The sequence below is a fragment of the Symbiopectobacterium sp. Eva_TO genome (assembly GCF_053848865.1).
On sequence record NZ_JBSPEY010000004.1, the window covers coordinates 4,124,902 to 4,137,312 of the forward strand.

Annotated in this window: 11 protein-coding genes and 4 pseudogenes; 6 read left to right on the forward strand and 9 right to left on the reverse strand. The window is 52.9% G+C overall.

Annotated features, from left to right (window positions below):
- Positions 1 to 140: 140 nt before the first annotated feature.
- A protein-coding gene (locus ACWWJF_RS24190; RefSeq protein ID WP_455868400.1) for an IS3 family transposase occupies positions 141 to 1,309 on the forward strand; the annotation gives its coding sequence in 2 pieces (ribosomal slippage) (positions 141 to 396 and positions 396 to 1,309; 1,170 coding nt in all).
- Between the two features lie 9 nt (positions 1,310 to 1,318).
- A complete protein-coding gene (locus ACWWJF_RS24195; RefSeq protein ID WP_455870780.1) occupies positions 1,319 to 1,498 on the forward strand; it encodes an IS4 family transposase in 180 nt (59 codons plus the stop codon).
- Positions 1,499 to 1,587: 89 nt separating this feature from the next.
- Here the strand turns inward: ACWWJF_RS24195 and htpX are convergent, their stop codons facing one another.
- Entirely contained in the window at positions 1,588 to 2,469 is an 882-nt protein-coding gene (htpX, locus tag ACWWJF_RS24200; protein WP_455870781.1) for a protease HtpX, read from the reverse strand.
- Positions 2,470 to 2,752: 283 nt separating this feature from the next.
- Here htpX and ACWWJF_RS24205 point away from each other — a divergent pair, with 283 nt between their 5' ends.
- The gene (locus ACWWJF_RS24205; RefSeq protein ID WP_455868475.1) at positions 2,753 to 2,992 is read left to right on the forward strand and encodes a hypothetical protein; all 240 of its coding nucleotides are present in this window, start codon (positions 2,753 to 2,755) and stop codon (positions 2,990 to 2,992) included.
- Here the strand turns inward: ACWWJF_RS24205 and ACWWJF_RS24210 are convergent.
- A pseudogene (locus tag ACWWJF_RS24210) lies at positions 2,939 to 3,187 on the reverse strand (transposase); the annotation flags it as partial. The gene ACWWJF_RS24205 and the pseudogene ACWWJF_RS24210 overlap by 54 nt on opposite strands.
- A gap of 4 nt (positions 3,188 to 3,191) precedes the next feature.
- A pseudogene (locus tag ACWWJF_RS24215) lies at positions 3,192 to 4,009 on the reverse strand (IS3 family transposase); the annotation flags it as partial.
- Between the two features lie 191 nt (positions 4,010 to 4,200).
- Between ACWWJF_RS24215 and ACWWJF_RS24220 the strand changes: the two are divergent.
- Positions 4,201 to 4,527, forward strand: a pseudogene (locus tag ACWWJF_RS24220) (glutathione binding-like protein); the annotation flags it as partial.
- Positions 4,528 to 4,566: 39 nt separating this feature from the next.
- On the opposite strand, the gene pdxY reads toward ACWWJF_RS24220, so the two are convergent.
- From pdxY to ACWWJF_RS24250, 6 genes and pseudogenes are all read right to left on the reverse strand, one after another.
- Positions 4,567 to 5,427 carry a pyridoxal kinase PdxY gene (pdxY, locus tag ACWWJF_RS24225; RefSeq protein ID WP_455870782.1) on the reverse strand — a complete coding sequence of 287 codons (861 nt, stop codon included), beginning with the start codon at positions 5,425 to 5,427 and terminating at the stop codon, positions 4,567 to 4,569.
- A gap of 88 nt (positions 5,428 to 5,515) precedes the next feature.
- Positions 5,516 to 6,793, reverse strand: a complete 1,278-nt coding sequence (tyrS, locus tag ACWWJF_RS24230; protein WP_455871249.1) for a tyrosine--tRNA ligase — start codon at positions 6,791 to 6,793, stop codon at positions 5,516 to 5,518.
- A 136-nt stretch (positions 6,794 to 6,929) separates the two neighbouring features.
- Entirely contained in the window at positions 6,930 to 7,613 is a 684-nt protein-coding gene (gene pdxH, locus ACWWJF_RS24235) for a pyridoxamine 5'-phosphate oxidase (protein ID WP_455870783.1), read from the reverse strand.
- 84 nt (positions 7,614 to 7,697) lie between these two features.
- A pseudogene (locus tag ACWWJF_RS24240) lies at positions 7,698 to 8,030 on the reverse strand (MliC family protein).
- A 122-nt stretch (positions 8,031 to 8,152) separates the two neighbouring features.
- Positions 8,153 to 9,265 carry an anhydro-N-acetylmuramic acid kinase gene (anmK, locus tag ACWWJF_RS24245; RefSeq protein WP_455871250.1) on the reverse strand — a complete coding sequence of 371 codons (1,113 nt, stop codon included), beginning with the start codon at positions 9,263 to 9,265 and terminating at the stop codon, positions 8,153 to 8,155.
- 60 nt (positions 9,266 to 9,325) lie between these two features.
- On the reverse strand, positions 9,326 to 10,657 hold the full coding sequence (locus tag ACWWJF_RS24250) for an IS4 family transposase (RefSeq protein WP_455868936.1): 1,332 nt from the start codon (positions 10,655 to 10,657) through the stop codon (positions 9,326 to 9,328).
- A gap of 475 nt (positions 10,658 to 11,132) precedes the next feature.
- Between ACWWJF_RS24250 and ACWWJF_RS24255 the strand changes: the two genes are divergently transcribed.
- A complete protein-coding gene (locus ACWWJF_RS24255; RefSeq protein ID WP_455870784.1) occupies positions 11,133 to 11,600 on the forward strand; it encodes a glycine zipper 2TM domain-containing protein in 468 nt (155 codons plus the stop codon).
- A 115-nt stretch (positions 11,601 to 11,715) separates the two neighbouring features.
- Positions 11,716 to 12,410, forward strand: a protein-coding gene (locus tag ACWWJF_RS24260) for an IS1 family transposase (RefSeq protein WP_455870785.1) whose coding sequence is annotated in 2 segments (ribosomal slippage) — positions 11,716 to 11,956 and positions 11,956 to 12,410 — 696 coding nt in all. Because the reading frame shifts where the segments join, the coding sequence is not laid out codon by codon here.
- The last annotated feature ends 1 nt before the right edge of the window (position 12,411 follow it).

Genomic DNA, 12,411 nt, shown 5'->3' on the forward strand with positions numbered 1-12,411 from the left:
GTGAAACCGACGTGTACTATCGCCATTTACGGCGCTGAAAAATGACACGGGATTCAGATGGCTGGGCTGTAGTGGCACACTGATACTGGCCACCTGATCGGAGGTGATATGCTCACCTCATCAACACGACAGGTGACCTCATGGGTAAACATTTTACGGCGGAATTTAAGCTCGAAGCCGCAAAGCTGGTTGTCGACCACGGCTACACATACGTTAAGGCCGCAGAGGCGGTTAATGTCAGCCATTCTGCCATTAGTCGCTGGGTCAATAAGCTTCGCCTTGAACGACAGGGAAAAACGCCAACGGGACTTCCTCTTACCCCTGAACAGCTCGAGCTGCGTGAGATGAAGAAAAAAGTCCAATGCCTTGAAATGGAGAACGAAATCCTAAAAAAGGCTACGGCGCTCTTAATGTCGGACTCACTCAACGGTTCACGGTAGTCGACAGGCTGAGGGCGCGATACCCGGTCACGGCGTTGTGCCAAACTTTTGAGGTACATCGCAGCAGCTACAGGCACTGGCAGGCTTCCGCTAATGAACCCGACGGTGAGCGCGTGGTTAAGTGTAGCCGCGTCATGGAAGCCTGGAACGCCAGCGGCGGCTCTGCCGGCGCTCGAAGTATCGCGACCATCGTCACCGGCAGCTCCGGTGTCAAAATGGGGCGCTGGCTGGCTGGCAAGCTGATGAAGGAGCTGGGTATCGCCAGCTGCCAGCGACCGGCTCACAAATACAAACGCGGCGGCAATGAACACGTTGAAATACCGAACTATCTCAACCGCCAGTTCGCGGTTACCGCGCCGGATCAGGTCTGGTGCGGCGATGTGACCTACATCTGGACGGGCAAATGCTGGGCTTACCTTGCGGTGGTGCTAGATCTGTTCGCCCGCAAACCGGTGGGCTGGGCCATGTCGACGTCGCCGGACTCGGCGCTGACAGTTAAAGCGTTGCAGATGGCCTGGGAACTCCGGGGACAACCAACAGGAGTCATGTTCCACAGCGACCAGGGCAGCCACTATACCAGCCGTCAATACCGGCAAGCCCTGTGGCGCTGCCGGATAAAGCAGAGTATGAGTCGGCGGGGTAACTGCTGGGATAATGCGCCAATGGAGCGGTTCTTCCGCAGCCTGAAGACAGAATGGGTGCCGACAAAGGGTTACAACAGCTTCAGCGAAGCCCAGGACGCGATTATCCGCTACATCACGGGGTATTACAGCGCTATCCGGCCTCACTGGTATAACGGCGGCTTAACTCCAAACGAATCTGAGCGACTGTTCTACATACAGTCTAATGCGGTGGCCAATATTAGTTGACCACTACATATGCCCAAGGGCCGCCCTAAGCTAAATGAAGTATTGCGCTTAGTTGCGCAACTCGGAGGCTTTCTTGCTCGAAAAGGCGACGGTGAACCAGGCGCAAAAACTATCTGGAAAGGCTTGCAGAAAGTCATGACGGCCGCCGAAACGCTACGCGCGCTCAGGCACGAACAGAGATGTGTATAACGAGGTGAGGTATAGAGGATAACACGTTATTGCAGACAGGGAGCCGTAATGGACTCCCTGTTGTGGAATGGTTTGTTTTTGTGGAAGTTTTATTTCAGATAAGCACCGCTGCGCAGCGCTTCAATGCGCTTATCCAACGGCGGGTGTGACATAAATAACTCGCTGAAAGATTTTGATTTACCGTTGATACAAAACGCCATCATGCTGCCTTCTTCCTGCGGTTCATAGCTGGTTTTCAAACGCTGCAACGCGGCAATCATCTTTTCACGGCCCACCAGTTTCGCCGATCCTGCATCCGCATGGAACTCGCGGTAGCGCGAGAACCACATGGTAATGATGCTCGCCAGAATGCCAAACACCAACTCCAGCAACGTTGCCACGGCAAAATAGACCAGCGGGTTACCGTTACTGCTTTCACCTTCGTCGCGATTGCCAGAAAGGAAACCGGATGCCACCTGCGCGATCAGGCGCGAGATAAAGATAACAAAGGTGTTCACTATGCCTTGAATCAGCGTCATGGTAACCATATCACCGTTAGCCACGTGGCTAATTTCGTGGGCAATTACCGCCTCGGTTTCATCACGGCTCATGTTTTGCAGCAAACCGGTGCTCACAGCCACCAGCGACGCATCACGTCGTACCCCCGTCGCGAAGGCGTTGATATCGGGGGCGTGATAAATAGCGACCTGCGGCATCGCAATGCCAGCCTGCTGCGATTGTACCCGCACGGTTTCAAGCAACCAACGCTCGGTTTCATTACGCGGTTGTTCGATCACTTCACCGCCCACCGAGCGTAGCGCCATCCATTTGGACATCAGCAGTGAAACGAACGCACCACCAAAGCCAAACAGGCCAGCCATGATCATAAGCCCCTGGACACTGCTGGACCGAATTCCCGTCAGGCTGAGAACCAGCCCAAATAGCAACATCACCGCCAGGTTGGTGATCAGGAAAAGCGCAATACGCATCATAACAGTCTGATTTCCTCTCTAAAGGGATTAACATCACTCACAACACGATGGTATGGGTTATCACGCCGTTTTCAAGCATTCTTAATCTTCCTATCGCTAAAACGACATAACTTTACATTTTGCAATAACCTTGCCCGTAGCAACACGTCGCACAGCCATTCGACCTGTCATCGCGCCGGAATCATACCCGTGAACCTGCGCCATAAAATCTATGGTCACCCCTATTTTTGCAACACTGATCTTTGATTAATGGTGGGCTTGCTTAAATCTATCCGGCGTCTTTATGGCCAAGGATGCCCGCGCCACGATGAGTTTCGCACCTGATATTCCTAAAAAGGCCATCGGCTTCATTGAGCCATTTTCATTTTTTGGTTTTATATCAGGCCGTCAGGCCGTTCATGTCATCAATAATCAGTCTTCGCAAAACCAGATGGGTAACTTCGTTAAATTGCTGACTGTTAGACCAGCATTACTGTTCAAACACGGTATTTCGTGTCGTTATTGCCCAAGCTATTCGAGCTAATTTATTTGCTAATGCACAGCACACAACGCAAGAATGTTTCCTGCCCAACTGAGACCTTACCCAATCAGCTAATCTCCCTGATTGATGGTCAATTCTTAGGATAAATACCCGCGCACATTGAACAAGCAATCGGCGAAGGTTTTTATCTCCACGCTTGCTAATACCCAGCAGAGTATTCTTCCCTCCAGTACTGTAGTGGTCAACTAATATTGGCCACCGCATTAGACTGTATGTAGAACAGTCGCTCAGATTCGTTTGGAGTTAAGCCGCCGTTATACCAGTGAGGCCGGATAGCGCTGTAATACCCCGTGATGTAGCGGATAATCGCGTCCTGGGCTTCGCTGAAGCTGTTGTAACCCTTTGTCGGCACCCATTCTGTCTTCAGGCTGCGGAAGAACCGCTCCATTGGCGCATTATCCCAGCAGTTACCCCGCCGACTCATACTCTGCTTTATCCGGCTGCGCCACAGGGCTTGCCGGTATTGACGGCTGGTATAGTGGCTGCCCTGGTCGCTGTGGAACATGACTCCTGTTGGTTGTCCCCGGAGTTCCCAGGCCATCTGCAACGCTTTAACTGTCAGCGCCGAGTCCGGCGACGTCGACATGGCCCAGCCCACCGGTTTGCGGGCGAACAGGTCTAGCACCACCGCAAGGTAAGCCCAGCATTTGCCCGTCCAGATGTAGGTCACATCGCCGCACCAGACCTGATCCGGCGCGGTAACCGCGAACTGGCGGTTGAGATAGTTCGGTATTTCAACGTGTTCATTGCCGCCGCGTTTGTATTTGTGAGCCGGTCGCTGGCAGCTGGCGATACCCAGCTCCTTCATCAGCTTGCCAGCCAGCGCCCCATTTTGACACCAGAGCTGCCGGTGACGATGGTCGCGATACTTCGAGCGCCGGCAGAGCCGCCGCTGGCGTTCCAGGCTTCCATGACGCGACTACACTTAACCACGTGCTCACCGTCGGGTTCATTAGCGGAAGCCTGCCAGTGCCTGTAGCTGCTGCGATGTACCTCAAAATGTACAGGGTCTTGAGTCATATAGTTATACACATCTTTCTAACGCACTGTTTAATCAATGAGTTACGGGTTTATCTCAGAGTGGCATTTTGAACCTCAAAAAGCCAATGGGATGGCTTGAATGCCTTAATTCACGGGGTTCTGAGCATCCTGTTCAAAAAATGGCCAAAAGATGTGTATAACGATATGGTCTTGAGTGGCTTAACTATATTTCCGCCGAACTGCACAAAACGTTTACCCCCATTTTTCGTCCAGGTACACCAGAAACCTACAAGGAATTGCTACAGGAATACCTTCAGGTTCGTTTCCGCTATATCAACATCGTGCTCAGTGAACAAAACTATTTGGTGGGAAATCGTTTTTCCGTCGCGGATGCATATCTGTTTACTGTGATGCGGTGGGCGCAGTCGTTAAAGCTCGATATGTTCCGCTATCCGGCACTGGCCGCTTATCTCGACCATATTGCAGAACGCCCGGCGGTGTTAACGGCATTGAAGGTTGAACGATTGAAAGGGTAAGAGAGAGTGCGGCACCCAAGGGTGCCGCCTAACGCGCCATTAACCGAGGCGTTCCGCCTGAAAATGATGACGTGGGTTGGCAATGCCATCTTGTGCCGCCACCAATTGCAGTTCGTACTCGTCCATCTCTTTGGTCACCAGCATCACTTCATATACTGCTGCCGTGGTGTGCTCCAGCGCCTTATCTAATGCAACGCCCTTGAGCTGGTTCACCAGTAACAGGCCGCTGGTCAAATCACCTACACCAACAGGCTGACGTTCGAACTCCACCAGCGGACGGCGGATATGCCAAGCGTCAGTAGGCGTAACCAGCAACATTTCAAAACTGTCAGCACGGCGTGCTGCGCGGCTGAGGTGTTTAACTAACACGATTTTCGGTCCACGCTCACAGAGCTGACGCGCTGCGGCAACGGCCTCATCCACATTGTGCACCGTCACACCAGCCAGAAGTTCCAGTTCCGGCAGATTCGGCGCAATCACATCGGCTGCCAGCAGCGACTGGTTACAGTGGAAACCCGAAACACCGGGTGCCACAAAACAACCTTTCTCGGGCGTACCCATCACCGGATCGCAAAAATAGATCGCCTGCGGATTCGCCGCTTTAACCTGACGGACGATATCCAGAATGCTGGCGCCCTGCTCGGGGGAACCGATATAGCCACTCAACACTGCATCGCAGCGCGCCAGTCTGTCAATATTGGCAATCCCCTGCACAATGTCGGTCAAATGACTGGCATCCATCACACTACCGGTCCACTGCCCATACTGCGTATGATTGGAGAATTGTACCGTATTGAGCGGCCAAACGTTTGCGCCCATACGCCGCATCGGAAACTCTGCGGCACTGTTACCTGCATGTCCAAAAACCACATGGGACTGAATAGAAAGAATGTTTTTCATTTATCAACAACCTGACCTTGCTTATCACTAACCTCGGAGTGTTACCAAGAATAAAGGGAGCCTTCGCTCCCTTATGCATGCTGTTTTCTTATGCCGTCCAACAAATCAGGCAGTAGTGCTTTTTACCACGGCGTAGCAGCGTATAGCGGTCAAACAGACGATCGCTGTTCGTGAAGGCATACTCAGGGTTAGACTGTTTTTCGCCGTTAATGGTCACCGCATTTGAGGAGATCATGGTACGCGCCTGGCCACGAGAAGGGACCAGTTCGGCCGTTACCAACGCCTGCTGCAAGTCAGCATCACGCCCCAGTTCAATAACCGGCATGCCATCTTGAGCCAACTGGGCAAAGTCATTCTCTGTCAGCGCATTCAGTGCACCTGAGAACAGGCTCTGCGTAATGCGCTGCGCCGCTTGCAGACCCTCTTCACCGTGCACCATGCGCGTGACGTTTTCTGCCAGCACATACTGGGCGCGCGGCGCCTTGCCGCTGTTTTTGTCCTCTTCTTCCAACGCGGTAATCTCTTCAATGCTGAGGAAGGTAAAGAACTTCAGGAAGCGATAGACATCCGCATCGGCGGTGTTGATCCAGAATTGGTAGAATTTGTACGGGCTGGTTTTCTTGGCATCCAGCCAGACTGCGCCGCCTTCCGTTTTACCAAATTTGGTGCCGTCTGATTTGGTGATCAACGGAACGGTCAGTCCGAACACCGTATTCTGGTGCAAGCGACGGGTCAGATCGATCCCGGAGGTAATATTACCCCATTGGTCGGAGCCGCCGATCTGCAACGCAACGCCATATTTTTCGTTCAACGCCGCGAAATCATATCCTTGCAACAGGTTGTAAGAAAACTCGGTAAAAGAGATACCCACATCATCACGGTTCAAACGCTGTTTCACCGCTTCGCGGTTAATCATCAGGTTAACGGAGAAGTGCTTACCGATATCGCGCAGGAAAGTCAGCACGTTCATGCCGCCGAACCAGTCATAGTTGTTCGCCATGACAGCGCTATTGTCGCCGCAATCAAAATCCAGGAACGGCGACACCTGATCGCGAATCTTCTCAACCCACTCGCCCACGGTTTCGTTGGTATTGAGTTTTCGCTCTGTGGCTTTAAAGCTCGGATCGCCGATAAGTCCAGTGGCTCCACCGACCAATGCCACGGGTTTGTGTCCCGCAAGCTGGAAGCGACGCAGGCACAACAGCGGCACCAGATGCGCCAAATGCAAGCTGTCAGCGGTCGGATCGAAACCGCAATACAGTGCAATTGGCCCCTGCGCCAGCTGCTCTGCTAACGCGTTTTCGTCCGTTACCTGAGCAACCAGGCCCCGCTCTTGCAATTGTTGAATCAGGTTACCACTCGCCATCAATAGCTCCATTTTCGTAAAATAAACGATGTTTAAAAAAACGTATTCCAAGGGAAATAACGTAACGTCATAGAATAAAGCGCCCCCGAGGGGAGCGCCAGTATTTAAAGGGGATATTTGCTACAATTCACAGCACTTAAGGTGCCAGACGATCGATTTGCCAGTTCTCGCCGTCGCGCTGGTAGATAAAGCGGTCATGCAGACGATGCGCCCCGCCCTGCCAAAATTCGACAGTATCAATGGCCACACGGTATCCGCCCCAAAAGCTCGGTAACGGCACCTCGCCTTTCATGAATTTTTGTTTCAGTTCTAAAAACTTGCTTTCCAGCACGCCACGGGCCGATATGCGGCTCGATTGTTGTGAAACCCAAGCGCCTATCTGGCTCTCTTTCGGCCGGCTGTGGAAATATTTCAACACCTCGATGGTGGATAAACGTTCAGCATGCCCCGTCACAATCACCTGGCGATCCAGGCTGTGCCAGGGAAACAGTAAACTGATACGCGAATTCAGCGCCAGATGCTGTGCCTTGCGACTGCCCAGATTGGTGTAAAACACCATACCTTGCTCATCGACGTGTTTGAGCAACACGATGCGCTGGTATGGTTGGCCCTGCTCATCGACAGTGGCAACGCACATCGCGGTAGGATCGGACAGGCGCGCATCGCACGCCTGCTTGAGCCACTTATCAAATAAATCGAGTGGGTTGGCGGTCAATTCATTGCGGCGTAAACCGCCACGGGTATATTCGCGTCTGACGTCCGCAATTTCATCTTCGGTCGGAAATGCGGCGGAGGGAAGTGAAGTGTTGTCCTGTGTCATAACATCCTGCTGTGGTGTGTTGGGACGAAAATCATCATTCCATTCTGCGCCCACAGCGGGAAAATCTCAATGTAACACGTTGCGTCAAGGCGCATTCTGTAGGAGGCAATCATCCGCAATGATGTGTCCGCTACGCTCAATAAAGGCGCGTTCCCCCTTGCTCCAGAAGGTATACCGGTTATTGCTCTATTTGGTGCCTGAGGCAGAAACCACCTGCGGAAGTTGCAGACGCTCGCCATCCAGCAGGAAATTCACTTCCGCTGGCTGGATATCCTGTTTCAGCGTCACGGTGAGCGGCAGAGTGCCACACTGATAATGCAGCGTTTTTACCGGTGTCTGCCGGTTAAACCCGCTACAGCCGGACAGAATCATAAGCCCTAACAGCACGCCCGCACGGCCCGATAGCATTATTTTCATTGTTACTTTCCCGTTGTTACCTGTTTGAAGGTTATCACCAGGTGACCACGACACAGCCTGTCGAGTCACAGAAAACAACAGTGTAACAACGGGTTTTACAACGACCCCTCAGCAAAATCTGATTAGTCGTTCAGAACGGGAAAAATCGCCCCCAATATCGTCGCTTTGCTGGCACCGGTCACTGACGGCAGATTACCGGGCAGTCCCGACAAGGTGCGTGCAGCGAGCCAGGCAAAAGCCAGCGCCTCCATATCGTCGCCGTTCACGCCACACTCATCGGTGGTATTGACCTCAATGCCGGGCATCAATGCAGACAGACGCGCCATCAACAGGGGATTGCGCGCCCCGCCGACGCACACCAGCACACGTTGACAGCCTCCCGTTAACAGCACCTGGTCGGCAATGCTGACGGCGGTTAGCTCCGCCAGTGTGGCCTGTACATCCTGAGGCGCAAGGGTCCCATATCCCGCAAGCTGCTTTTCCAGCCAGCCCAGATTAAAGTATTCGCGCCCGGTGCTTTTAGGTGCAGGTAAAGCGAAATAGGAATCGGCCAGCATGCGGCGCAACAAGGAGACGTTAACCTGTCCGGTTGCCGCCCACTGCGCGTCTTTATCATAGGGTTGCCCTTGACGACGCCAGATCCAGGCATCCAGCAACATGTTCCCTGGCCCGGTATCATAGCCACGTACCGGACAGTCAGGCGCCAGCAGGGAGATATTGGCAATCCACCCGATATTGAGCACTACGCGACGCTCATCCGGGTGCATCAGCAACTCATAGTGAAAACCCGGCACCAGCGGCGCACCCTGCCCGCCAAGCGCGATGTCACGTCGGCGAAAATCGCCCACCGTGGTAATGCCAGTCAACGCAGAAATCTGTTTTTTATCAACGATTTGAAGCGCACAAGGCGCGTCACCGACCGGTTCGTGCCACACCGTTTGTCCATGGCAGCCGATCGCCATGATATCGCTGGCATCGAGTTCGGTCTGTTTCAACAGCATTAGCACTGCTTCGGCAAACAGCTTACCGAGGCGTGTATCCAACTGACCTAACGTTGACAGCGTTACCTCCTGCCCCTGACACACGTCCAGAATCGCTTGCTTCAATGCCAACGGCATTGGATGACAATAGCTCGCCTGCTGCGCGACCGTGTGCTCATCAATCGCTGCAAGAACCACATCGACACCGTCCAGACTGGTACCCGACATCACTCCGATGTATCTGCCTGATTTCATAACGGTGTATTTCACATCCCGTGCTGTACACGCACACAAAATCCCCATAAACCCACCTCGTTATACACATCTCTGTTCGTGCCTGAGCGCGCGTAGCGTTTCGGCGGCCGTCATGACTTTCTGCAAGCCTTTCCAGATAGTTTTTGCGCCTGGTTCACCGTCGCCTTTTCGAGCAAGAAAGCCTCCGAGTTGCGCAACTAAGCGCAATACTTCGTTTAGCTTAGGGCGGCCCTTGGGCATACGCTTGTTCATCAGTAGGTAAGCGCCATGAGTCTCGTCGGAATCAAAGAACAACATTGCGTCTAGCTCTGGACAGGTTCGTCCCATACGCATTAAATAGGCGATGCGCCATGCCACGATCATGAACAGCGCCAATGCCCGCTCAATGCGATCCACGGTCGATAACTGTAACGCTTCGACACAGCAGCCGTTCTTCAGCACATTGAAGAACATCTCGATTTCCCATCTAGCCCGATACCAGTCGATCAGCTCCACGATATCTTCTCGTCCTTCAGGTACGCGATTGCTCAGCAACCGCCACTCGACCGGCTTCACGCCTGCTGGCGGCTCAATTTCCTTGGCTATCACACAAGTCACTGCCAACCCGCAACGCAGCGACACTCGCTTCACGCGCAGCGCCTGTTTCACCGTACGCGCCTTCTGCCCCGCGCGAGCCGCCATAACGAATTGGATTTCTCCCACCGGCACGGTCTTTCCAACCTTCTGCCAAAGCTTCTCATTACAGTCCAGACTGCGATTATGAGTCGAGCGGATCAACCAGTCAGCCGGAGTGCCAAGGTCATCAGCGAGCTGCATCAACGCCTTGATATCCGCTTCGCGATCGGCTAAGTACACCAGACGTGTGTTTGGCAACTCCGAGGCGAGTTCAGCAACTCGCTCGTATCCCTCGAGCCAGCGCGTACTCTCCTTGATCCCATCGCGTTTTCCGTCTGCATCCTTCGGCTCTCTTGCCCACATCCACGCATCCAGTACGCCCAACCCCACGCGATCCGGACTGACCGCGTAGGTCGGATGCAGATACAGACCACGCCTGGCTTCGTAGTTCAAGGGACCCAAGCCTTGGATTTGCTGCCCGTTGAAGTCAAGCTCGGTAGTGTCTTGGATACACAGCACAACCTCGTGTTCTCGGATCCTTTCCTGCGTACGCTGCCAGTGAGGTTGCAGAATGTCTCGCCATTCGAATGCTTGGTTCTCCATGAAGCGGTAAGCACCCAGCGTCTCAGACCATCCGAGGCACGCATGCGGAATGCTGGCTTGCGGATTCTCAGCCAGCCGTATCAAAAGCCCTTTGGCACGCTTATTGAGCCTCGTGTCACCAAGATTTACCCCTTCCAGTTCTTGGTGTGCCCAGCCATCTGAATCCCGTGTCATTTTTCAGCGCCGTAAATGGCGATAGTACACGTCGGTTTCACTTCATTTACAACCCCACTGGCTGCCTATTTCAGCCCGCTAACCCTTGGCATATAAGGCGTTGCGGACTTGTGTATAACGAGGTGCCATAAACCAAGCTGCACTTGTTTACAAAATAACATGGCGAGCGGGCGAACGGCTCAGGTATTCTTCATTCTACGGCGGATTCGTTATCCTATTCTTTGAATGCGCGTTTATTTTGAGGAAAAAAAGGCCGTTTTTTGCTATAAAATGAACATATGCGCCAATAGGATGAAAGAGAATAGTGGCAGCAAGGAACTTTAGCCATTTTTCATTATCAATATAATCCTATTATATCAGGGTGAGTTGTGCGCAACGGCCAATTTGGCGTTTCGCGGTGACCGTTTGATAAGCATTACCACGTTAGCCTTCAGTAACGGAAAGCTGACACATTGCGATTACAGGAGTCTTATATATGATGAAGCGTTTACTTGTGATTACTTTAGCCGGTATGACATTGGCGGGCTGTGCCAACACCAGTTCGCTTTCCGGTGACGTTTATCGCGCCTCTGAAGCCAAACAGGCTCGTACTGTAACTTATGGCACCATCGTTTCATTACGACCTGTACAGATTCAGGCTGGCGATGAGAATGGCACCATGGGCGCTATTGGTGGCGCAGTACTGGGTGGGTTCCTGGGTAACACCATCGGTGGTGGCACGGGTCGTTCACTGGCAACCGCAGCAGGCGCTGTGGCGGGTGGCGTAGCGGGGCAAAGTGCACAAGGTGCGATGAACCGCGTTCAGGGCGTCGAGTTGGAAATCCGTCGTGATGATGGCACCACCATCATGGTTGTGCAACGCCAGGGTGATACCCGTTTCAGCGTAGGCCAACGTGTTGCCATGTCCAGCAACGGCCAAAACGTGACTGTAGCACCACGATAAACACGCCTCTATTTTCTGTTATCACCACCGGCACGGTGGTGATAACCTGCATTATTGGGTAATGCCTTCAAATAGTTGGCTTTTGTGATATTCTGCCGCTATTTGAGGTTTCCACGTGGTTACTGTTTTTGTTCATTGCCCTCGCTGCCATTCAGATAAAGTTTATCGACATGGCCTTAGTCCAACTAAGCGCGAACGCTTCCTGTGTCAGTACTGTCGCCGTGTATTCCAGCTTACCTACCGCTATGAAGCGCGAAAGCCGAGAGTCAAAGAGCAGATCGTTGATATGGCCTTCAACGGTGCCGGTGTTCGCGATACCGCCAGAACGTTGAAAATCGGCATCAATACGGTCATCCGGGCTTTAAAAAGCTCTCACCCCGCAGGATAACGTCTTCTCCCGTTGCTCACGCCGACGTCGCCCTTATCTGTGAACTTGATGAGCAATGGAGCTTCGTTGGCAGTCAGGCGCTACAGCACTGGCTCTGGTACGCTTACAATACCAAAACGGGCGGTGTTCTGGCCTACACTTTTGGCCCCCGAACCGATGAGACCTGCCGTGAATTGCTGGCTCTGTTGACACAGTTCAACATCGGCATGATTACCAGTGACAACTGGGGCAGCTATGCAAGAGAGGTTCCGAAGCAGAAACATCTGACTGGCAAGATCTTCACGCAACGCATAGAGCGCAATAACCTGACGCTCCGTACCCGCATTAAACGACTGGCGCGTAAAACGATTTGCTTCTCGCGCTCCGTCGAGATCCACGAAAAAGTCATCGGAGCCTTCATCGAAAAACACATGTTCTACTAAT